The organism is Nocardia sp. NPDC087230 (genome assembly GCF_044744725.1).
In the GTDB taxonomy this organism is placed as follows: domain Bacteria; phylum Actinomycetota; class Actinomycetes; order Mycobacteriales; family Mycobacteriaceae; genus Nocardia; species Nocardia canadensis.
On record NZ_JBIUYV010000005.1, the window covers coordinates 199426 to 221046 of the forward strand.

21 protein-coding genes are annotated in these 21621 nt (G+C 69.8%); 5 read left to right on the forward strand and 16 right to left on the reverse strand.

What is annotated here, in order from left to right:
• Nucleotides 1-52 precede the first annotated feature (52 nt).
• The 8 genes from ACIO52_RS19085 to ACIO52_RS19120 all read right to left on the reverse strand — a co-directional run bounded on the left by ACIO52_RS19085 (nt 53) and on the right by ACIO52_RS19120 (nt 6866).
• On the reverse strand, nt 53-2437 hold the full coding sequence (locus ACIO52_RS19085) for an ATP-binding cassette domain-containing protein (RefSeq protein WP_402645433.1): 2385 nt from the start codon (nt 2435-2437) through the stop codon (nt 53-55).
• Between the two features lie 57 nt (nt 2438-2494).
• Nucleotides 2495-2905 carry a VOC family protein gene (locus tag ACIO52_RS19090; protein ID WP_218720191.1) on the reverse strand — a complete coding sequence of 137 codons (411 nt, stop codon included), beginning with the start codon at nt 2903-2905 and terminating at the stop codon, nt 2495-2497.
• Nucleotides 2906-2915: 10 nt separating this feature from the next.
• Nucleotides 2916-3356: a helix-turn-helix transcriptional regulator gene (locus ACIO52_RS19095; RefSeq protein ID WP_218720192.1), complete on the reverse strand. Its 441-nt coding sequence runs from the start codon at nt 3354-3356 to the stop codon at nt 2916-2918.
• Between the two features lie 13 nt (nt 3357-3369).
• Nucleotides 3370-3810, reverse strand: a complete 441-nt coding sequence (locus tag ACIO52_RS19100) for a MerR family transcriptional regulator (protein ID WP_402645437.1) — start codon at nt 3808-3810, stop codon at nt 3370-3372.
• Nucleotides 3811-3819: 9 nt separating this feature from the next.
• Nucleotides 3820-4365, reverse strand: coding sequence for a class I SAM-dependent methyltransferase (locus tag ACIO52_RS19105; protein ID WP_316574817.1), 546 nt, complete (start codon nt 4363-4365; stop codon nt 3820-3822).
• 17 nt (nt 4366-4382) lie between these two features.
• Nucleotides 4383-4940, reverse strand: coding sequence for a cysteine hydrolase family protein (locus ACIO52_RS19110; RefSeq protein ID WP_402645441.1), 558 nt, complete (start codon nt 4938-4940; stop codon nt 4383-4385).
• 28 nt (nt 4941-4968) lie between these two features.
• The gene (locus ACIO52_RS19115) at nt 4969-5754 is read right to left on the reverse strand and encodes an N-acetylmuramoyl-L-alanine amidase-like domain-containing protein (RefSeq protein ID WP_218720196.1); all 786 of its coding nucleotides are present in this window, start codon (nt 5752-5754) and stop codon (nt 4969-4971) included.
• Nucleotides 5755-5825: 71 nt separating this feature from the next.
• Nucleotides 5826-6866 (reverse strand): NAD(P)-dependent alcohol dehydrogenase, encoded by a 1041-nt coding sequence (locus ACIO52_RS19120; RefSeq protein ID WP_402645444.1) that lies wholly within the window; start codon nt 6864-6866, stop codon nt 5826-5828.
• Nucleotides 6867-7079: 213 nt separating this feature from the next.
• Here ACIO52_RS19120 and ACIO52_RS19125 point away from each other — a divergent pair, with 213 nt between their 5' ends.
• Entirely contained in the window at nt 7080-8129 is a 1050-nt protein-coding gene (locus ACIO52_RS19125) for a glucose 1-dehydrogenase (RefSeq protein ID WP_402645447.1), read from the forward strand.
• 4 nt (nt 8130-8133) lie between these two features.
• Here the strand turns inward: ACIO52_RS19125 and ACIO52_RS19130 are convergent, their stop codons facing one another.
• A complete protein-coding gene (locus tag ACIO52_RS19130; RefSeq protein ID WP_402645450.1) occupies nt 8134-8847 on the reverse strand; it encodes a DsbA family oxidoreductase in 714 nt (237 codons plus the stop codon).
• 173 nt (nt 8848-9020) lie between these two features.
• Between ACIO52_RS19130 and ACIO52_RS19135 the strand changes: the two genes are divergently transcribed.
• Nucleotides 9021-9749 (forward strand): histidine phosphatase family protein, encoded by a 729-nt coding sequence (locus tag ACIO52_RS19135; protein ID WP_402645453.1) that lies wholly within the window; start codon nt 9021-9023, stop codon nt 9747-9749.
• 48 nt (nt 9750-9797) lie between these two features.
• Nucleotides 9798-11663, forward strand: coding sequence for a Na+/H+ antiporter (locus tag ACIO52_RS19140; protein ID WP_316574822.1), 1866 nt, complete (start codon nt 9798-9800; stop codon nt 11661-11663).
• On the opposite strand, the gene ACIO52_RS19145 is transcribed toward ACIO52_RS19140, so the two are convergent.
• Nucleotides 11639-12205, reverse strand: a complete 567-nt coding sequence (locus ACIO52_RS19145; RefSeq protein WP_218720202.1) for a TetR/AcrR family transcriptional regulator — start codon at nt 12203-12205, stop codon at nt 11639-11641. The two genes, ACIO52_RS19140 and ACIO52_RS19145, sit on opposite strands and share 25 nt — an antisense overlap.
• Before the next feature lie 214 nt (nt 12206-12419).
• Here ACIO52_RS19145 and ACIO52_RS19150 point away from each other — a divergent pair, with 214 nt between their 5' ends.
• The gene (locus ACIO52_RS19150) at nt 12420-13028 is read left to right on the forward strand and encodes a TetR family transcriptional regulator (protein ID WP_316574823.1); all 609 of its coding nucleotides are present in this window, start codon (nt 12420-12422) and stop codon (nt 13026-13028) included.
• 14 nt (nt 13029-13042) lie between these two features.
• Complete coding sequence (locus ACIO52_RS19155; protein ID WP_218720204.1) at nt 13043-13699, forward strand: enoyl-CoA hydratase-related protein; 657 nt, start codon at nt 13043-13045, stop codon at nt 13697-13699.
• Nucleotides 13700-13705: 6 nt separating this feature from the next.
• On the opposite strand, the gene ACIO52_RS19160 is transcribed toward ACIO52_RS19155, so the two are convergent.
• The 6 genes from ACIO52_RS19160 to mshC all read right to left on the reverse strand — a co-directional run bounded on the left by ACIO52_RS19160 (nt 13706) and on the right by mshC (nt 21434).
• Nucleotides 13706-14548 carry an Abi-alpha family protein gene (locus ACIO52_RS19160; RefSeq protein WP_218720205.1) on the reverse strand — a complete coding sequence of 281 codons (843 nt, stop codon included), beginning with the start codon at nt 14546-14548 and terminating at the stop codon, nt 13706-13708.
• 1 nt (nt 14549) lies between these two features.
• Nucleotides 14550-15968 (reverse strand): hypothetical protein, encoded by a 1419-nt coding sequence (locus ACIO52_RS19165; protein WP_218720206.1) that lies wholly within the window; start codon nt 15966-15968, stop codon nt 14550-14552.
• Between the two features lie 115 nt (nt 15969-16083).
• On the reverse strand, nt 16084-16869 hold the full coding sequence (locus tag ACIO52_RS19170) for a universal stress protein (protein ID WP_316574824.1): 786 nt from the start codon (nt 16867-16869) through the stop codon (nt 16084-16086).
• 84 nt (nt 16870-16953) lie between these two features.
• Complete coding sequence (locus tag ACIO52_RS19175) at nt 16954-17652, reverse strand: dienelactone hydrolase family protein (RefSeq protein ID WP_218720208.1); 699 nt, start codon at nt 17650-17652, stop codon at nt 16954-16956.
• A 47-nt stretch (nt 17653-17699) separates the two neighbouring features.
• Complete coding sequence (locus ACIO52_RS19180; RefSeq protein ID WP_402645460.1) at nt 17700-20078, reverse strand: heavy metal translocating P-type ATPase; 2379 nt, start codon at nt 20076-20078, stop codon at nt 17700-17702.
• Between the two features lie 117 nt (nt 20079-20195).
• Entirely contained in the window at nt 20196-21434 is a 1239-nt protein-coding gene (mshC, locus tag ACIO52_RS19185) for a cysteine--1-D-myo-inosityl 2-amino-2-deoxy-alpha-D-glucopyranoside ligase (protein WP_218720210.1), read from the reverse strand.
• Nucleotides 21435-21621: the final 187 nt, after the last annotated feature.

A 21621-nucleotide genomic window follows, 5' to 3' on the forward strand; every position in this document is an offset into this window, starting at 1 on the left:
GACGGGGTGGTCCTCCCCCAGGACTGTTGCCCTGAGGGAGGATTCGGGCGGATCAGGCGCCGACGTAGTCGGCGAGGTGCTCGCCGGTGAGGGTGGATCGGGCGGCGACGAGATCGGCGGGCGTGCCTTCGAAGACGATCTGGCCACCGTCGTGACCGGCGCCGGGGCCCAGGTCGATGATCCAGTCGGAGTGGGCCATCACGGCCTGGTGGTGCTCGACGACGATGACCGACTTGCCGGCGTCGACGAGCCGGTCCAGCAGGCCGAGCAGCTGTTCGACATCGGCCAGGTGCAGGCCGGTGGTCGGCTCGTCGAGGATGTAGACGCCGCCCTTGTCGGACATGTGGGTGGCGAGCTTCAGGCGCTGTCGTTCACCGCCGGACAGGGTGGTGAGCGGCTGGCCGATGGTGAGGTAGCCGAGGCCGACCTCGGTGAGGTGGGTGAGGATCTTGTGGGCGGCGGGGGTCTTGGCCTCCCCCTCGCCGAAGAACTCGCGAGCCTCGTCGACGGGCATCGACAGCACCTCGCTGATGTTCTTGCCCGCGAAGGTGTACTCGAGCACCTCGGCCATGAACCGCTTGCCCTCGCACACCTCACACACGGTGGACACCCCGGCCATCATGGCCAGGTCGGTGTAGACGACGCCGGCGCCGTTGCAGTTCGGGCACGCGCCTTCGGAGTTGGCGCTGAACAGGGCAGGCTTGGCGCCGGTGGCCTTGGCGAAGGCCTTGCGGATGTGGTCGAGCAGGCCGGTGTAGGTGGCGGGGTTGCTGCGCCGGGAGCCCTTGATGGGTGCCTGGTCGATGGAGATGACGCCCTCGTCGATCGGGATGGAGCCGTGCACGAGCGAGCTCTTGCCCGAACCCGCGACCCCGGTGATCGCGACCAGTACGCCGAGCGGGATGTCGACATCGACCTCGCGCAGGTTGTTGGCCGTCGCGCCGCGGATCTGCAACGCGCCGGTGGCGGTGCGGACTGTGTCCTTGACGGCGGCCCGGTCGTCGAAATGGCGGCCGGTGACGGTCTTGCTGGCGCGCAGGCCGTCGACGCTGCCTTCGAAGCAGATGGTGCCGCCCTTGGAGCCCGCGGCGGGACCGAGGTCGACGATGTGGTCGGCGATGGCGATGGTCTCGGGCTTGTGCTCGACGACCAGGACGGTGTTGCCCTTGTCGCGCAGGCGCAGCAGCAGGTCGTTCATGCGCTGGATGTCGTGCGGGTGCAGGCCGGCGGTGGGCTCGTCGAAGACGTAGGTGACGTCGGTGAGCGAGGAGCCGAGGTGCCGGATCATCTTGACGCGCTGGGCTTCACCGCCGGAGAGGGTGCCCGAGGGCCGCGACAGCGACAGGTAGCCGAGGCCGATCTCGACGAACGAATCGAGGGTCTGGCGCAGCGATTCCAGCAGCGGGGCGACCGAGGGGTCTTCGATGCTCTTGACCCATTCGGCGAGATCGGTGATCTGCATCGCGCAGGCGTCGGCGATGCTGACGCCGTCGATCTTGGACGAGCGGGCTTCGGCGGACAGGCGGGTGCCGTCGCAGTCGGGGCAGGTGCCGAAGGTGACGGCGCGTTCGACGAAGGCGCGCACGTGCGGTTGCAGTGCTTCGACGTCCTTGGACAGCATGGACTTGCGGATCTTGGGGATCAGGCCCTCGTAGGTGAGGTTGATGCCGTCGACCTTGATCTTGGTCGGTTCCTTGTAGAGCAGGTCGGCGAGCTGCTTCTTGGTGTACTTCTTGATCGGCTTGGCGGGGTCGAAGAAGCCGCTGCCCTTGAAGATCCGGCCCATCCAGCCGTCCATGCTGTAGCCGGGGATGGTGAGGGCGCCCTCGTCGAGGGATTTGTTCTCGTCGTAGAGCTGGGTCAGGTCGATGTCGTTGACGGTGCCCTTGCCCTCGCAGGTGGGACACATGCCGCCGGTGATGGTGAAGCTGCGGCGTTCCTTGACGGTGACGCCGTGCTTCTCCACGGCGACCGCGCCGGAGCCGCTGATCGAGGCGACATTGAAGGAGAAGGCCTGCGAGGAGCCGATGTGCGGGTCGCCGAGGCGGCTGAACAGGATGCGCAGCATGGCGTTGGCGTCGGTGACGGTGCCGACGGTGGAGCGCGGGTCGGCGCCGAGGCGGGACTGGTCGACCAGGATGGCGGTGGTGAGGCCCTCGAGGACGTCGACATCGGGGCGCGACTGGCTGGGCATGAAGCCCTGCACGAAGGCGCTGTAGGTCTCGTTGATGAGGCGCTGGGATTCGGCGGCGATGGTGCCGAAGACGAGCGAGCTCTTGCCGGAGCCGGAGACGCCGGTGAAGACCGTGAGCCTGCGCTTGGGGATCTCGACGCTGATGTCGCGCAGGTTGTTCACGCGGGCGCCGTGCACCCGGATCAGGTCGTGGGCGTCGGCCGGCTCCACGGTCGCGGTGCTGGACTTCTTGGCCGTGCTCATGGATCTCCCTCAGGTCGGTCGGCGTCGCCGGTTTCTCGAATCTACCGGCGGGGGTGCTTACTTGGTCTGCTGGATGCGGACCATGTTGCCCGCGGGATCGCGGAAGGCGCAGTCGCGGATGCCGTAGGGCTGATCGGTGGGCTCCTGTACGACTTCGACGTCGCCCGCTTGGAGCTTCTCGAACAGGCCGTCGAGGTCGTCGGTGGCGAGGTTGATGCCGGCGTAGGTGCCTTTGGCCATCATCTCGGTGATGACGCGGCGTTCCTCGTCGGTGATGCCGGGGTCGGCGGCGGGCGGGTGCAGCACGATGGAGGTGCTGGGCTGGTCCGCCGGGCCGACGGTGATCCAGCGCATGCCGTTGTAGCCGACGTCGTTGCGGACTTCGAAGCCGAGCGCGTCGCGGTAGAAGGCGAGGGCGGCGTCGGGGTCGTCCTGGGGCAGGTAGCTCTGGTGAATGGTGATGTTCATGGCGACCACGCTAATTGTCGCGGGAGACCGGCGCTTCTCGATTCCTGATCGGTCTGGTCACCTTCTTGACCACGCACGACGGCATGCCCTGGGTCGCCAGCGCCTCCTGCCGGTAGACGCTCGGCGGGACGCCGACGAGTTCGGTGAAGCGGGTGCTGAAGGTGCCCAGTGACGACGATCCGACGGCGAAGCAGACCTCGGTGACGCTCAGGTCGCCGCGGCGCAGCAAGGCCATGGCGCGTTCGATGCGGCGGGTCATCAGGTACGAGTAGGGCGATTCGCCGTAGGCGAGGCGGAACTGGCGGCTGAGGTGCCCGGCGGACATGTGCACGCCGCGCGCGAGCGCCTCGACGTCGAGCGGTTGCGCGTATTCGCGGTCGATGCGGTCGCGGACCCGGCGCAGCAGGGCCAGGTCCCGCAGGTGCTGGGGCCGCTCCGGCGTGCTGGTCACATGCGCGATCGTCTCATGTCGGGGCAGGGTTGCCCAGCAGGGCCGGGTGCGCCGCCCTCGGCGATCGGACGGCGGCGACCTGGTCGCGGAAGTGCGGGCAGGTGCGGAAGTCCTCGGCGTCGCAGTCGAGGACGTGGGTGACGGCGTCGAGGGCGGCGCGGGTGCGAGCCAGCTGGTCGGCGAGGCGGGCCCGGTGGGCGTGCAGTACCTGCCTGCGGGTGGCCCGGTCGGGTGCCTGGGTGAACAGGAGGGCCAGGTCGTCCAGGGACAGTCCGGCCTTCTTGCCCAGGACGATCATGGCGATGGTGTCGAGGTCGGTGTCGCGGTAGCGGCGTCGGCCCGCCGAGTCGCGGCCCGGGGTGAGCAACCCGCGGTCCTCCCAGTGCCGGAGGACGTGGGTGGCGAGTCCGAACCGGGCCGCGGCCGTGCCGATCGTGGTGTGCTCGCCCGTCATCCGTCGAGCCTAGGCGGTGGCGAGGTAGCGGGTGACGACGGCGACGGGATGCCAGGGCAGGCGGATCGCGGTGGACTCGACGGTGCCGAATCGTGCGCGCAGCGAGTCCTGGACGGCCGCGGTACGGGCGAATCGGAAGTCGTAGACGGCGAGGGTGGCGCCGGGGCGCAGGATGCGGTGCAGCTCGGCGGCGGCGGGGTCGAGATCGGGCCATTCGTGCATGCTCAGGCTGGATACGGCGAGGTCGATGCTCGTGTCGGGATACGGGAGATCGGTGACGTCGGCGACGGCCAGCTCGACGGTGTGAGCGGACAGGTGCCGGCGGGCGATCTCGATCATGTGTGGGGACAGGTCGATGCCGTGCAGGCGCAGGTCGGGGCGTCGGGTCGCCAAGCAGGACAGCAGCTTTCCCGGGCCGGTGCCGATGTCGGCGACGGTGGCGCCGGGCGTGGTGGCGGCGTCGATGTCGGTGGCGATGCGCCGGTAGAGGCTGCCGAGCAGGCGGGTGGCGCGGCGGTCGTAGCCGAGGCTGCGGGCGTGGTCGAAGGTGGTCATGGGACCACCGTGCCGGTTCAGGTCGACCTGAAGTCAAGCTCCGCGGTCGGGCGGACGGCGGCGGTGCGCCCGGGCGCCCGCTGGTACTGCCAGTAGAGGTTGGTGTGGGCGATGACCTCGGCGGGTTGCGGTGCGCCCCAGGGGGTCTTGTCGAAGGTGGTGTGGGCGTCGGCGACGAGGGTGACGTCGTAGCCGCGCACGAACGCGCCGTGGATGGTGGAGCGGACGCACGCGTCGGACTCGGCGCCGGTGACGACGAGGTGCCCGGCACCGGCCGCGGCGAGCAGCTCTTCGAGGGGCGTGTCCTCGAAGGAGTCGCCGTAGCGCTTGGCGACGAGGGGTTCGTCGTCGCGGCGGGTCAGTTCGGGGACGTACTGCCATGCCTCGGTCCCGGTGACCAGATCTTCGGCGGAGTGCTGGATCCAGATCACCGGCACCGAGGCGGTGCGAGCCCGGTCGACGAGTGCGGCGATGTTGGCGACCACCTCGTCGCGGCGGATCGCCGCTTCGACGACGCCGTTCTGGACGTCGACGACGAGCAGGGCGGTGCCGGGGCGGTCGGGCAGCGTGGTCACGGCGGATTCCTCGGTGACGGTGGGGTGTTCAGAGCGGACGCAGGACGACGATGCCCGGCGTGGTCCGGACGTAGTCGGCCAGCGGGGTGTCGACGACCTGGTAGGCGGCCAGCGAGGAGGCGTTGCGGAACATCGGGCCGTCGGCGGTCTGGACGATGATGCCGACGTGGGTGACGTCGAGGCCGGCGTCGGGGGTGTAGGCGCCGACGAAGTCACCGGTGCGCAGTGCGGCCATCACTGCCCCGTCGACGGCGGCCGCGGGAATGTGGGTGATCGCGCGGTCGACGACGGGCAGGCCCGGCAGGTAGGTGCCGCCGTCGGCGGTGGCATTGAGGTGCTTGGTGACGGTGACCGCGGCGGGACTCAGACCGGCGGTGATATCGGTGGCGGCGATGCGCCCGGTGCTCGCCCAGTCGGTGAAGAAGTGCTTGCGCTGGGTGAACTCGACGCGGCTGTCGACGTAGCGGGTGGCGACGAGGTTGGCGACGAACTGGTCGCGATCGGCCGAGCGGGACGCGGCGTCGAGATAGTCGAGGTAGGTGAAGCAGTCGACGCGGCGCAGGTCGATGACGAGTTGTTCGGGCTCGGTGGCCGATCCGATGAGCATGTTCGGGCCGTAGGGGGTGCCGAGCAGGTGGCCGGAGAGCCGGGCGAGCAGCTCGGCTCGGCTGATCGCGCCCGCTTCGGCGCGCACGGCGAGCAGTTCGTCGATCTTGCGGCCGGTGGTGTCGTCGATGGCCGGGGTGGCCAGGGCGGGCGCGGCGGCGCAGACCAGGGCGGCGAGCACGAGCAGGATCCGGACGATGATGCGCAAGACGCCTCCCAGCAGCCAAACGGTCGATCGGTGCGAGCGGTCTCCACCGTAGCCGACCCGGTGTCGTCGTCTCAGGCGTCGGGAACGATGACCGCGCGTCCGGTGATCTGTCCCGCGTGCAGGCGCTCATAGGCCAGCGGGGCTTCGTCGAGGGTGAAGGTCTCCACGTGGACCGACACCTCGCCACGGCGGGCGATCTCGAGGACTTCGATGAGTTCGGTGCGGGTGCCCCAATACGGTGAGCGCACGGTCGTCTCGTAGGGCGGGGAGCCGAAGCCGACGGCGACCGTACCGCCCCCGAGCCCGACGACGGTGATGTCGGCGGCGATGCCCGCCGCGGCGGCGGCGGTGGCGGTCGTGGCCGGCGCCCCGACGAAGTCGAGGACGACCTGGGCGCCTTCGCCGTCGGTGAGGGCGCGGATCTTCTCGGCGGCCGAGGCGTCGGACAGGACGGTGTCGTGGGCGCCGACCCGGCGGGCGAGGTCGAGCCGGTCCTCGGAGACATCGAGGGCGATGACGCGGGTGGCGGTCATGGCCCGCAGTAGCTGGATGGCGACGTGGCCGAGGCCGCCGGCGCCGATGACGACGGTGGTGCTGCCGGGCACTAGCTTGGGCAGCGACAACGTGATCGCGTGGTAGGGGGTGAGTCCGGCGTCGGTGAGCGAGACGTTCTGGACGGGATCGAGCTCGCCCATCGGCACGAGGTGGCGGGCGTCGTCGATGATCAGGTACTCGGACATCGCGCCGGGGGCACCGAGGCCGGGCGGGAAGATGCCGAGTTCCGCGGCGCGCAGGCAGTAGTTCTCGGCGCCGCGGGTGCACATGCGGCACCGTCCGCATCCCCACGGCCCGTACACCGCCATCATGGCGCCGATCTCGACACCTTCCACGCCGGCGCCGACCGCGGCGACGGTGCCCGCGCCTTCGTGGCCGAGGGTCAGTGGCAGCGGGAAGCCGAGGTGGTCGGCGGGCAGGCTCATGACGGCGATGTCGGAGTGGCACACCCCGGCGGCGGCGACTTTCAGCAGGATCTGGCCTGGCCCGGGTTCGGGGTCGGGCACGGTGACGACTTCGGGGGCTGCGCCCGGGGTTCGGTACTGCACGGCTCGCACGGTGACCTCCCACGTCGACGGGGCTGCTCTCGTCGATCGTCGCAGCAGGTCCGGGGAGATTGCAAGCGATTCGCGATCATCGCGCTACTGCGGGAGATGAACCGCTTCCCGTACCGTTGGCGCAGGTAGTGCGTATTCTCCGCGGGTTCGCGAACGAGTTGCTCGTGCAAGTTTGTCGACAGCATCGCCCGGTGCGGCGGAAGGGAAAGCGACATGCGTGCTTTGACCGTTGTTCCAGATCAGCCCGGTTCGCTGAGCGTGCAGGATGTGCCGGATCCGGTGGCCAGGCCGAACGAGTTGCTGGTGGACGGGGTTTCGCTGGGCATCTGCGGCACCGATCGCGAAATCGCGTCGGGAGTGTACGGATGGGCGCCGCCGGGTCGGGAACGGCTGATCCTCGGACACGAGTCGCTGGGCAAGGTACGGACCGCGCCGGCCGGAAGTGATTTCGCGCCGGGCGATCTCGTCGTCGGGATCGTGCGCAGGCCGGACCCGCAACCGTGCGGGGCGTGTGCGCGTGGGGAATTCGACATGTGCCGCAACGGCCAGTACGTGGAACGCGGGATCAAGCAGATCGACGGGTACGGCTCCACCGCGTGGGTCGTCGACGCCGACTACACGGTGAAGCTGGATCCGTCGCTGGCCGAGGTCGGGGTGCTGATGGAGCCGACGACGGTGGTGGCCAAGGCGTGGGATCAGATCGAGCGGATCAACAACCGGGCCTGGTTCGAACCGAAGACGGTGATGGTCACCGGCGCGGGGCCGATCGGCCTGTTGGCGGCGATGCTCGGCGCGCAGCGGGGGCTGGATGTGCATGTGCTCGACCGATCGACCGACGGGCCGAAACCCGGTCTGGTGGCCGATCTCGGGGGCACGTTCCATACCGGGCCCGCCGGGGAGGTCGCCGAGAAGATCAATCCGGACGTGGTGATCGAGGCGACGGGCGCGGCGGCGGTCACTTTGCAGTTGATGCAGCTCAACACTCCGGGCTCGATCGTCTGCCTGACCGGGGTGACGGCGGCGGGCAAGGATTCCCCGGTCGACGTGGGTGCGCTCAACCGCAATATCGTGCTCGACAACGCCGTCGTGTTCGGTTCGGTCAACGCCAACCGGCACCACTACCAGCTGGCCGCGGAGTCGCTGGCGAAGGCCGATCCGGCGTGGCTGGCCCGGTTGATCACCCGGCGGCTGCCGTTGGAGCGCGCGCTCGAGGCGTTCGATCCGGGTGATCACACCGATATCAAGGTCGTCATCGACCTGTAGTCCGTCAGATCGCGCAGCCGTCCGGGCCGCAGGTGTCGCCGTCGGCGTCGGTGGCCGGCACCAGCGGTGCCGGACGGTCGTTCCAAGCGGTGGTCAGGGCCTGGGTGAAGACCTCGGTGGGCTGGGCGCCGGAGACGGCGTACTTGTTGTCGAAGACGAAGAACGGCACGCCGGTGGCGCCGAGCTGGGCGGCTTCGCGTTCGTCTTGGCGGACGGCGTCGGCGTAGGCCCGCGGGTCGGCCAGGACCTCGCGCACGGCCGTCTCGGCGAGGCCGGCGCGGACCGCAAGGGTGACGAGGCGCTCGGTGTCGGCGAAGACCGGCTCGGCTTCGGCGAAGTTGGCGGCGTACAGGGCGTCGAGCAGCGCGTCCTGCTTGCCCTGGTCGAGGGCGAAGTGCAGCAGCCGGTGCATGTCGGAGCTGTTGCCGTAGTCGCGACCGGAGGTCTGGTAGGGCAGGCCGAGCTGGGCGGCCTGGGCGCCGATGTTGCGCTCGTTGGCGGCGGCCTGGTCGACGCTGATGCCGTACTTGGCGGCGATGCGCGGGATCACCGGTCCGGTCTCGTCGGCGGGCAGGGCGGGATCGAGTTCGAAGGACCGGTGCACGACCTCGACGTCGTCGCGATGGTCGAACTCGGCCAGCGCCTGCTCGAAGCGCGCCTTCCCGAGGTAGCAGAACGGGCAGTTGATGTCGGTCCAGATCTCTACTCTGGTGGTCAAGCGGGCCTCCTCCGGCACACGAAATCCGGCGGCGATCCGCCGAAAATATCTGGACAGGCGTTCAAATTCTCGGGGTGCAACGTCGGCGACGAAGCCGCTATTCCCTGGCGCGTCCGGGCACGACAGGACGAGCACGAAGGACATCGATGGGGTTCGAACAGCGGAGGGGGTGGGTGCAGGTGCCCGAAGGATTGACGGTGCCGCGCGCGCTGGCAGGACTGTGGGCCGTGCGGCACGCCCAGAGCGTGGCCAACGCCTGGTACGCCGACCCGGCGACCGAATTGCGTCCGATGCGCGGCACCGACGCCGAAGTCGAGCTGACCGAGCTGGGGCGCTGGCAGGCGCAGTGCCTGGGCGAGTGGCTGGCCGGTCTGGCCGGTGTGCAGCGGCCCGACCTGGTGGTCTGCTCCCCCTATCTGCGGACCCGGCTCACCTGGGCGGTGATGGCTGAGGCCGCCGTCACCCGCAATCGGCATCTGCGCCCCATCCGCACCCTGGTCGACGAGCGGCTGCGCGATCGCGAGATGGGGGTGTTCGAACTGCATCCGTACAAGGCGATCCGGCGCCGCTCCCCCGAGGAAGCGGCCCGGCGCGCCCGGGTCGGCAACTGGGTCTACCGGCCGCCCGGTGGCGAGTCGCTGGCCGATGTCGCCCTGCGGGTGCGCAGTTTTCTCGACGAGCTGGACGTGGTCGCGGCGGGTGAGCAGGTGCTGGTGGTCACCCACGACGCGGTGGTGATGTCGATGCGCTACATCCTCGAGGGCATGGGTACCCCGGTGCCGGACACCCTCGAGCCGGTCCCGAACGCGTCGGTGTCGCAGTGGCGCCGGGAGGGCACTCGGCTGAGCCTGCGGGTGTGGGGCGAGGTCGCCCATCTCGGGGGTGCCGAGCAGGTCGGCTGAGTCCGGCCGTGGCGCCGCGGCCGTCGCCGGTGTGGCCGCGATGGAAGAATGCTGGTCGTGCATGTGGCGATCGGTCTGGTAGTACTCGTCGGCTCGGCGACCGCGCTCGCGGCGCTGGCGCGGCGGTTCGGGGTGTCCGAACCCCTCGTGCTGACGGTCGCCGGCGTCGCCGCGTCCTATCTGCCGATGGTGCCGCAGGTGCATCTCGAGCCCGAGGTGGTGCTGCTGGGGCTGCTGCCGCCGCTGCTCTACACCGCGGCGCTGCGGACCTCGCTGGTCGACTTCAAGGACAATTTGCGCACCATCGCATCGCTGTCGGTCGGGTTGGTGCTGTTCAGTACGTTCGCGGTGGCGCTGGTGGCCTGGTGGCTGCTGCCGATCCCGTTCGCGGCCGCGGTCGCGCTCGGTGCGGTGGTCGCGCCCCCGGACGCCGTGGCCGCCACGGCGATCGCCCGCCGCACCGGCATGCCGCGCAGCATCGTGACCGTCCTCGAGGACGAATCGCTGTTCAACGACGCGACGGCGCTGGTGTCGCTGCGCGGCGCGATCGCCGCGATGGCGGGCGCGGTGACGGTGTGGCAGATCGGCGGGGACTTCCTGCTCGCCGCCGTCGGTGGCGGTGTGGTCGGCGGGATCGTCGCGGCGGCACTGGTGCTGCTGCGCAAGCGGATCACGGACCCCGTACTCGACACCTCGGTGTCGCTACTCGCGCCGTTCGTGGCGTATCTGCCCGCCGAACACTTCCACGCCTCGGGCGTGATCGCGGTGGTGACGTGCGGGATGATCCTCGGCCACGGCGCGCAACGCTGGCAGGGCGCGGCCTCGCGCGTCGCCGAGTCGACGAATTGGCGGACCATCCAGTTCATCCTGGAGAGCGCGGTCTTCCTGATCATCGGCCTGCAGGTGCGCTGGATCGTCGAGGCTGCCTGGCACAGCGGTCTCGACCGTCGCACGCTGCTGATCGCGGCGGTGGCGGTGCTGGCCGCGGTGATGCTGGCTCGTCCGCTCTGGGTGTTCACGCCGGTGCTGGTGGCGCGGTTGTTCGGGCGCGCGACCGAGCCGCTGAGCCACGCCGCGGTGGTGTCCTGGGCGGGCATGCGCGGGGTGGTGACCCTGGCCGCGGTGCTGCTGCTGCCCGAATCGACCCCGCAGCTGCCGGTGCTGGAACTGCTGGCGCTGGTGGTCGTGGGCGGCACTCTGCTGGTGCAGGGCACATCCCTGCCGTGGCTGGTGCGCCTGCTGCGGCTGCGGGGGCCCAGCCGCGCCGAGGACGCGCTCGCCAAAGCCGATCTGCTGCAACAGGCGTCGAGTGCGGGGCTGGCCGAGCTGGACAAGCGGATCGGCCCGAACACCCCGGAACCGGTGATCGAATCGCTGCGGCAGCGGCTGATCTGGCGCACCAACGCGGCGTGGGAACGTCTGGGCAGGCCCGAGGCCGAACTGGTGACGCCCACGGCGGAGTACCGGCGGCTACGGCTGGCGATGCTGGCCGCCGAACGCGACGCGGTGCTGGCCGTCCGCGACGCCGGTTCGGTGGATTACGAAGTGCTGCAGCATGTTCTCGCGCGCCTGGATCTCGAGGAATCGATGATCGACCGCTTCGACGAGGCCGACGAGGAGCCGGGCACCGAACCGCTGTCCGGGGCCGCGCCCGCCGACGGCTGTACCCATCTCGAACACGCGCCGCTGCTGCGGGAGCCGGTCGGTGACCTGGTGTGCCGGGAGTGCGTCGCCGAAGGTCTGCGCTGGGTGCATCTGCGGATGTGCACCGACTGCGGCAACATCGCCTGCTGCGAGTCGTCGCTGGGCAACCACGCGAGCGCGCATTTCCAGTCCTCGGCGCATCCGGTGATGCGCAGCGTCGAGCCCGGCGAGGTGTGGCGCTGGTGCTACGTCGACGAGTTGCTCGGCTGAGGCCGGTGCGAGTAGATCAGCCGCGCGTACTCGGCGAGCAGCTGGTCGAGTTCGGTGGGTTCGCCGGTGGCGGCGAGTTGCTGGTAGCCGATCAGCATCGCCATGCCGAATTCGGTGACCACCGTGGCGGTGGCCGGGTCGCCGACGACACTGTCGATCACGCGATGCACGGTGCGGCGGCGGGATTCGTCGACGCGCTTGACCGTCACGTGGACCGACTCGTCGTTGGCCGCCCAGGCGCGCAGCGCCGCCTCGGCGCCGTGTTCGAGGCCGCCGGCCAGCGCCGACATGGCGCGCACATCGGCGTCGGGATCGCCGTGGCCGACATCGAGCGCGCGTAGCTCGATCATCTGCCGGTTCTCCCAGTGCTCGAGCAGGGTGTCGACGAATCCCTGCCACGATCCGAAGTGGTGGTAGAACGAGCCGCTGGTGACACCGAGGCGACGGCACAGCACACCGATGTTGAGACCTTTGAAGCCGAACTCGGCGAGCACCGCCACGGCGGTGTCGAAGTACTGCTCCTTGGTGACGACTCGGGACATCGCGATGCCGATCTGTTCGTGCGGACAGGACCGAAGAATGCGAACAGTACCCGATCGTAACGAGGGCTCGCGCGAGCGTAACGAAGTCTATGCTGTGGCGGAATCGTCGAAAATGAGATCGAAATATCAAGCGCTGGAACAAAATCCGTGCACTACCAGGTGACAAGTGCACCCGAATGGAATAACAGAGCAGACGCTCTGTAAACTATTGTTCATGCCGAGACCGCGAACTCACGACCCGGAGACCGTGCTGGACGCCGCCGAGAACCTCGCCGCGCGCGCCGGTTCCGCCGCGGTGACCGTGCGCGCCGTCGCCGCCGCGACCGGTGTGTCCAACGGCGCGCTGTACCACACCTTCGGTTCTCGCCAGGAAGTGCTGGCGCGCACCTGGTTACGCGCCGCTCGCCGCTTCCTGGCGCTGCAGGCCACCGACATCGACCGCGCCGTCGCGGCCACCGACCCGGGCGCGCGGATCGACGCGGTCGTCGACGCCGCCGAGACACCGGCCCGCCTGGCCGACGTCCACCCCGACTCGGCCCGGCTGCTGCTGCTCGTCGACCGGGCCGAACTCCTCGACGGCGACCTGCCCGCCGAGCTGGCCCGCGAGATCGCCGACACCGAGAAAGCGCTGCTGACCGCGCTGTCACGGGTCGCGCGAGCACTGTGGGGCCGCGCCGACCGGCGCGGCGTCGCCACCGTCACCACCTGCCTGGTCGACCTGCCGACCGCGCTGCTGCTGCGGCGTGACCGGCTCACCGATCCCGTGGCCCGCAGACACCTGCGCGCCGCTGTCCGTGCCGTGCTCGAACTCGGCCCCCGCTGAAAGGAACCCCCTCCATGCCCACCCTGCGCCACCACGACGCGATCGCGATCCTCGACCTCGGCGACGGGGAGAACCGCTTCTCCCCCGACTTCATCACCGAGGTCCACGCCCATCTCGACACTGTCGTCACCGAGGGCGCCGCGGCGCTGGTGACCACCGCGACCGGCAAGATCTACTCCAACGGGCTTGACCTGGACTGGTTGTCGGCCAACGGCGATCGCGCCGCCGAATACGTCGAAGCCGTGCACACCCTGTTCGGCCGGATGCTCACCCTGCCGATGCCGACCGCCGCCGCCATCGGCGGCCATGCCTTCGGGGCGGGTGCCATGCTCGCCGTCGCCCACGACTACCGCGTCATGCGCGCCGATCGCGGCTTCTTCTGCTTCCCCGAGGCCGACATCCGCATCCCGTTCACCAACGGCATGGCCGCGCTGATCCAGGCCAAGGTCCCGCCCAGGACCGCGATCGCCGCCATGACCACCGGGCGCCGCTTCGGCGGCACCGACGCGCTGGCCTACGACCTGGTCGACGCGGCCGTCGGTGAGCACGAGGTCCTCGACACCGCCCTGGCGACCGTCGCCCCGTTCGGCGGCAAGGACCAGCCGACGCTGACCGCGATCAAATCGGTGATGTTCGCCGGCGTGCTGGACGCGTTGCGCGGCAAGGACTGACGCGGTTCACGGCAGCCGGGGGCCCTTGCCCAGATAGACGTCACCGCGATCGTCGCTGGCCCAGCCGCCCCCGGTGTAGTCGCCGAGCACGAAACACGCGTCGCAGAACTGCTTGCCGAACACCGTCAGGTAGATGCTGCGGTAGGAGCTGATCGCCCGCATCTTCACCGACTTGTAGGCGGCCTGCGCGCTGGGCTGGGCTTCCAGGAACGCGTACCGGCGGAAGTCGGCGACCGGTTCGGTGGAGAACCGCACCAACCCCAGCCTGCTGAGATTGCCCAGATAGTGGTGATCGCGTTCGGGCAGCGCGCACCCGGCCATGGAGGCGATCATGTTGATGCCGTCGGCCAGGCGCTGCGAGCCGATCCCGAACGGCGCCTTGGTGCGGATGTCGATCGCCGGTTGCGGACCGGCGACGGCCAGGAACCGCAGGATGCGGGCTTCGTCGGGGGTCAGGTCGTGCAGGATCGGCACGAACGAGGGATGCAGGTCGCGGGGCTGCTGCGCCGAATCCCAGCCCTCGGTGATCATCGCGTCGCCCATGGCCTTGAGATCCTCGGCGCCGACACCGGATTCGACGTGCCCGTACACGCCGGCGGCGGTGCTGGTGAGACCGAGCGCGCTGAGCGCGATCTTGCGCAGCGAGTCGATCCGTTCGTCGATGATCTGCGACATCGGCTCACCGGCACGGATATCGTCGGCGAGATCGGTGGCGGTGTGCAGCGCTCCCCTGGTGACCGCGCCGACGATGTGGCGCAACGACAGTCCCGCGATGCGCGCCAACCCGACCAGGTCGGTGGGGATCCCGGGCTCGGGCGTCGGTTCGGGGAGGTTCTCGCGCTCGTCCATCTCACACTCCGAAGACCAGTAGGTGCAGGGCCCCGACGATCACACCGAGCGCGCCGCCGTGCGCGTAGAGCAGCCACGCGTCCTGTTCGATGGCGGTGTAGAGCATTTCGACGAACTCCTCCGGCGGCAGTTCGCGCAGTTTCTCGGTGGCGAGGCGATCCACGCTGGCGGCGGTGGTCTGCGAGAACTCGACGTCGTCGACCAGCCACGGCTTCATCTCCGTCGCCAGGCTCGCGCCCGCGGTGGCCTGGATGGCGTCGAACTGCCGCGGCCCCACCGCCAGCCGGGTCACCGAGCGCAGCGGCCCGAGCACCCGGTCGATCTCGGCTTTGAGGAAGTGCGCGATGACCGCGCGGGTCTTGTCACCGCTGGGCCCGTCGAGGAGCTGTTCGGCGACGACGTCGAGGGTGACGATCTGATACCCGATCGCGTGTCCCAGGTCGGCCGCGGCCTGATGCTGGCGTTTGGCGAATTTCGCGACACGCCACGGATATTTGTAGCGCGGTTGCGGGGTGGCCGGCTCGAAGACCACCTTGATGGCGATGATGTTGACCAGCACGCCCACCACGGCGCCGCCGAGGAGCACCCACGCCCACGCGGGCAGGAAATGGAGGATGTCGTAGAGCCAGCCGGGCAGCGAGATCAGCGCCGGGGTGTCACCGTGTGGGGTGCTGTAGTGCAGCAGCGACAACCACAGCGCGACGACGACGCCGAACGGGAACCCGATCACCCCGCTGCGGGTCATGAACCGCAGCTCCGGTGCGCCCAGCCCGTAGATGACGTCCTTGAGCAGTTCCGGGCGCCGCCGCAGATAGCCCACGACCATCAGCTTCACATCGAGCAGCTGATCGATGTTGGCACCGATGAAGTCGAAGGCACGGTCGGTGATCGCCGGCAGTTCCGCCTCCACCCGCGAGTACACGACTTCGCGTGCGCGCGGCGGCATGTCGGCCCACAGCTGCGGATGCTCGGTGTCCATGATCGAGTCGACCATCGACCGCACGTTCGGCAGCGCCACCTGGGCGACCTGCGCGGAGATCTTGCGCGGATCCATCTGATCGAAGAAGTCCTTGGCCGTACCGATCTTGGCGACGGCGTTGTCGACCATCAGGCTCGCCATCTTCTCGGCGCGAGCCGGGATGAAACCCTGGAAGCCGAGGATGCCGCCGGGGGCGAAGGTCGGCAGGATCTGCACCTTGCGCGGCAGCAGTGGGAAGATCGTCTTCAGCCCCGGCACATAGAACCCGGTGAACCGCACCGGCGCGAACAGCATGATCACGCCCGTCCAGTTGGTGATCAGACCCGCCATCGCGCTGAAGATCGGAATGCTGATCATGTCGACCCAGAACTTGCTCAGGCCGGTCGTCTTCTCCCAGTCGAGCAGGCCGAAGAAGCCCGCCGCTTCGATCCCAGCATTCATCCGGCGTCCACTCCGTCGTGTTCCGAACCTCGCGCGTTCGGGTCATCATAAGTGACCGACCAGGTGGTTTCGGGCAGCTTTCGCGGTTACCCGCTAAACCGGAGCAAACTCGAAATCAGGCGTGGGTGGTGTTGACCAGCAGCAGGTTGGTGTCGATGTCGTGGGTGACCTTGTTGGCGACCGAGCCCAACAGCCGTGCGGGACCGCTCATTCCGCGATTGCCGATCACGACGAGGTCGTACTTCCAGGCCGCGTTGCAGATCGCCTCGGCCGCGGGGACTCCGGTGAGGACGTCGCGACCGAACAGCTCCGGATCCTCGACGTGGACCTGGCCCTCCACCTCGATCAGGGTGACGGCGCCGTCGTCGTCGGTCTTGGCGGCGGTCACCAGGAACGGGCGCGCGCCGAGCGCGACGGCGACCTCGTAGCCACGGCGCACCGCGGTGATCGAGCTCGCCGACCCGTCGGTGGTGAGCCCGACCGTGGTCCACCGCTTCGGGATCTTGTGGGTGAACACCACATCGGATTCGCTGTGGTGGGACACGTGATTGGCGGTCGACCCGAGCAGGCGCGCCTTCGAACTGCCCAGCCCACCACCGCCGACGACCAGCAGCGTGCCGGGTTCGGCGGCGGCGACCTCGAGCAGGACCGCGCCCGCCGTGCCGGGCAGTTCCCTGCGGCGCACCTCGGTCACCCCCGCCTCGACGAGAAAGGCGGCCGCCGCCGCGGTGATCTCCGCGGCCCAGGCGGCATCGGTCCCCGCCTTCAGCGTGGCTTCCTTCCAGACGCTCACGACGGTGACCCCGACACCGAGCTTGACCGCCAGTTCCCCCGCGACGACGACCGCCGTCTGTCCGGACTCCGAGCCGTTGGTCCCCACCACGATGCGCTGGTACCCCATGTGACGCTCTCCGATCGACGGCAGGTCAGCTGCGCTTGGCCACAGTATAAACGCCGCACACTCCCGGCAACCGTGGTGCGCGGCTCACGCGCCGGTGCGCAGGTGCCGGTCGAAGAAGGCGAAGATGCGCTGCCAGGCGTCGTCGGTGGCGGCCGCGTCGTAGCCGATGCCGATGCGTTCGAGCACCGCGTTTCCCGGCAGGACATTGGCGAAGCTGTGGGTGGCGTTCGGATAGGTCTTGATGTCGTGGTCGACTCCGCCCGCCGTCAGCGCCGTCTCGAGCTTGTGCGCGGCACCCGGCAGCGCCGGATCGAGTCGTCCGTAGCTGGCAACCACCGGGCACGCGCCGTCGAGCAGGGTCCGGTAGTCGCCGTAGAGGCTGCCGTAGAACGGAGCCGAGGCGTGGAACCCCTGGGGCGCGGTGAGCAGTGCGAAACCACCGCCCAGGCAGAAGCCGAGCACGGCGATCCGGCCGGTGCAGTCGGGGTCTTCGGCGAGCCGGTCGCGGGCGGCGAGGATCTCCCCCACCGCGGGCCCCTTCCCGGTGAACGCGACCGCGCGGAACGCCTGCTGGATGCAGCGGACCCGGCCGCGCGCGAACAGATTCGGCGCGATCGCCAGGTAGCCCGCGTCGGCGACGATGTCGAGCTGGTGGCGCAGGTCGGCGTTGATGCCGAGGGCGTCGTGGAGGACGACCACGCCCGGCCACGGGCCTTCGCCCTGCGGGCGCGCGATCAGCGCGTCGATTCGGCCGGTGGGAGTATCGATCTCGATCGATTCCATCGTTCGAATGTAGATGTTCGGCGCGCGGTTCGCGGCCAGTCGGCCGGTTACCCGGCGGTGCGTCGCCCGTCCGGCGAGTCGGGCAGCGGCAGGCGTTTGAGGTGCAGCGCGTTGAGGGCGACGATCAAGCTCGATCCCGACATGGCCATGGCCGCGATCTCGGGGCGCATGGTCAGGCCCCACGGGGCGAACACCCCGGCGGCGATGGGCAGCGCGATGCCGTTGTAGCCGATCGCCCAGGCCAGATTCTGGTGTTCCTTGCCAACGGTGCCGCGACCGATGCGCAGCGCGGTCGACACGGTGAACGGGTCCGAGCGCATGAGCACGACATCGGCGGTCTGAATGGCCACGTCGGTGCCCGCGCCGATGGCGATGCCCAGATCGGCCCGCGCGAGGGCGGGCGCGTCGTTGACGCCGTCGCCGACCATCGCGACCTTCTTGCCCGCCCGCTGCAGCTCGGCGATCCGGTCGGCCTTGTCGCCGGGCAGGACGTCGGCGATCACGGTGTCGATGCCGAGGTCGGTGGCGATGCGCTGGGCGGTCGCCTGGTTGTCGCCGGTCAGCATGACCACGTCCACGCCGAGCTCGTGCAGGGCGGCGACCGCGGCGACGGAGGTGGGCCGCGGGGCGTCGGCGAGGGCGATGACCGCGACCGCGGCGCCGTCGACGGCGACCAGGACGGCGGTGTGGCCCGAGGCCGCCAGGTCCTCGCGCCGGGTCGCCAGCTCGCCCAGGGCGATGTGTTCCCGGTCGAGCAGCCCGCGATTGCCGACGACGACGCGGTGACCGTCGACGGTGGCGATCGCCCCGCGCCCCGGCACATTCCGGAACTCGGTCGCCGACAGTGCCAGGGCGCCCTGGTCTTTCGCGTACTCGACGATCGCCTCGGCCAGCGGATGCTCGGACTCGCGTTCCACCGCCGCGGCCACCGCGAGCATCCGATCGGTGTCGACGCCGGGTGCGGGCACCACGTCGGTGACCTCCGGTGTTCCCTTGGTGAGGGTGCCCGTCTTGTCCATCACCACCACGTCGATGCGGGCCGCGTCCTCGAGCGCCGTCGCGTTCTTGAACAGCACACCGCGTTTCGCGCCGAGCCCGGTGCCGACCAGGATCGCCGTCGGTGTCGCCAGGCCCAGTGCGTCGGGGCAGGTCACGACGACCACGGTGATCGCGAACAACAGCGCCCGGCTCAGCGAGGCACCGGCGAGCAGCCACACCGCCAGCGTGGTCACACTGCCGATCAACGCCACCAGGGTCAGCCAGAACGCCGCCCGGTCGGCGAGCCGTTGACCCGGCGCCTTCGAATTCTGCGCCTGCTGGACTAGGTCGATGATCTGGGCGAGCGCGGTGTCGGAGCCGACTTTGGTGGCCCGCACCCGCAGACTGCCGGTGGTGTTGATGGTCGCGCCGATGACCGGCGAACCGGGTTCCTTGTGCACCGGCAGGCTCTCGCCGGTGACCATGGATTCGTCGACCTCGCTGGATCCGTCGAGCACGGTGCCGTCGACGGCGATCTTCGCACCGGGGCGCACCAGCAGCACGTCACCGACAGCGACGTCGGCGGTGGGGATCTCGACCTCGCTCCCGTCGCGCAGCACCACCGCTTTCGGCGGCGACAGGTCCAGCAGCGTGGAGACCGCGTCGTTGGCGCCGCCGCGCGCTCGCATCTCGAACCAGTGCCCGAGCAACACGAATGTCGCCAGCATGGTGGAGGCCTCGTAGAACACCTCGCCGCCGCCGGTGAGCGTCACGTACAGCGAATACAGCCAGCCGGTGCCGATGCCGACCGAGACCAACACCATCATGTCGAGGGTGTGCGCCCGCAGCGCCTGCCACGCGCCCGTGAAGAAGATCGTCGACGAGTAGCAGATCACCGGCAGGCTCAGGATCAGCATCCACACGTCGGCGCGCAGGCCGAACGGGACCGCCAGGTGCAGACCCAGCATGTGGGTGGCCATCGGCGACCACAGCATGACCAGGGTGGAGAAGACCAGCGCGACCAGGAAACGGTTGCGCATGTCGCGGGCCATGTCGTCCATGGACATGGCCGCGTCGCCGCCGTGATGGTGGCCTGCCATCGCCGTGTCGTGGTCGGCGGTACGGCCGTCGGGTGGGGTGGTGGCCGCCGGGGTGTGCTCCACAGCGGAGGGTTCGCTCGCCGGATCGCAGAGGTGGGTGGGCACCGAGCGGCCCGCGCAGTGGTAGCCGCAGTCGCGGATCCAGGTGCGCAGATCGGTGACCGAGGTCACACCCGGGTCGTAGGTGACGGTGGCGGTCTGCGCGAGCGGGTTGGCCTCGACCGCGAGAACTCCGGGCCGATGTCGCAGCGCGGCGGCCAGGGTCTGCCGGGAGCCGGCGCGATGCAGGCCGCCGACGTGCAGGACCGTGGTCGCCGAGGCGGTGACGGGGTGGTGCGTGTCAGGCATCGCCGCTCCTGTCGCCGGTCGAGCGCACGACGCGACAGCGCGCCGCGCCTCACTTGCCGGCGACAGTACCCGGTGCGGGTCACGAGACGACCAATGTCGCCGGGTGACCCGCGACCGTCAGAGCGTGATACCCAGCAGCGCGTCCACGGCGTCACGTACCAGCGCGGGCGCGGCCGGATCGGCCCCACCGTAGGTCAGTGCCTGCTCGACCCAGTTGTCGACGGCGTCGAGCGCCTTCGGGGTGTCCAGGTCGTCGGCCAGGTGCTGGCGCAGCCGGGCGACGGTGTCGGCGGCCGACGGGCCGGTGGCCAGGGCGGCGGCTTCGCGCCAGCGGGCCAGGCGGGCCTGGGCCGCGGTGAGGACGTCGTCGGTCCACATCCGGTCCTCGCGGTAGTGCCCGGCGAGCAGGCCGAGGCGGATCGCGGCCGGGTCGACGCCGGAGCGGCGCAGCTTCGACACCAGCACCAGGTTGCCCTTGGACTTCGACATCTTCTCGCCGTCGAGGCCGATCAGCCCGGCGTGCACGTAGTGGCGGGCGAAGCGGCGCGCGCCGGTGATCGCCTCGGCGTGCGCGGCGGAGTATTCGTGGTGCGGGTAGATCAGGTCCGAGCCGCCGCCTTGGACGTCGAACTCGGTGCCGATGCGGTTGAGCGCGATCGCCGCACATTCGATGTGCCAGCCGGGGCGGCCCGCGCCGAACGGGGCCTGCCAGGACGGTTCGCCCGGGCGCTCGGCCCGCCACAGCAGCGCGTCGATGACGTCGCGCTTGCCGGGACGGTCGGGGTCACCGCCGCGCTCGGCGAACAGCTGCTCCATGGTGGCCCGGTCGTAGCCGGACTCGTAGCCGAACTGCTCGGTGGCGTCGGTACGGAAGTAGATGTCCGGGAACTCGGCGTCGTCGACGATGTAGGCGGCGCCGGCGGCGAGCAGCTTCTGCACCAGCTCCACCACCTCCTCGACGGACTCGATCGCGCCGATGTAGTGCTTCGGGGGCAGCACCTGCAGGGCGGTCATGTCCTCGCGGAACAGCTCGATCTCCGAGCTGCCGAGGTCACGCCAGTCGACGCCGTCGCGGGCGGCGCGCTCGAACAGCGGATCATCGACGTCGGTGACGTTCTGCACGTAGTGCACGTCGTGGCCCGCGTCGCGCCACAGCCGGTTGATCAGGTCGAACGTGAGGTAGGTGGCGGCGTGGCCGAGGTGGGTGGCGTCGTAGGGAGTGATGCCGCAGACGTACATCTTCGCGGTCGCGCCGGGGGTGACCGGGCGGACCTGGCGGTCGGCGGTGTCGAACAACCGCAACGGCGGCCCTGCTCCGGGGACGGTCGGTAGGGCGATATCGGACCAGGACTGCATGATTCGAGGGTAGAGCCCCCGTTGTGGCGCCCGGCCCGCGGGCCGGTCACGCGGTTGCCCGCGGTGTCGCCGGAGCGGCCCGCTACCTGCACACAAACGTGTTCCGGGGGTTGCGTCAAGGGTTGTGCTCAGGCAGATCCGCTGGTCACGGCGGTGGCGGGCGACCTACCGGCCCGGACCCACCCCA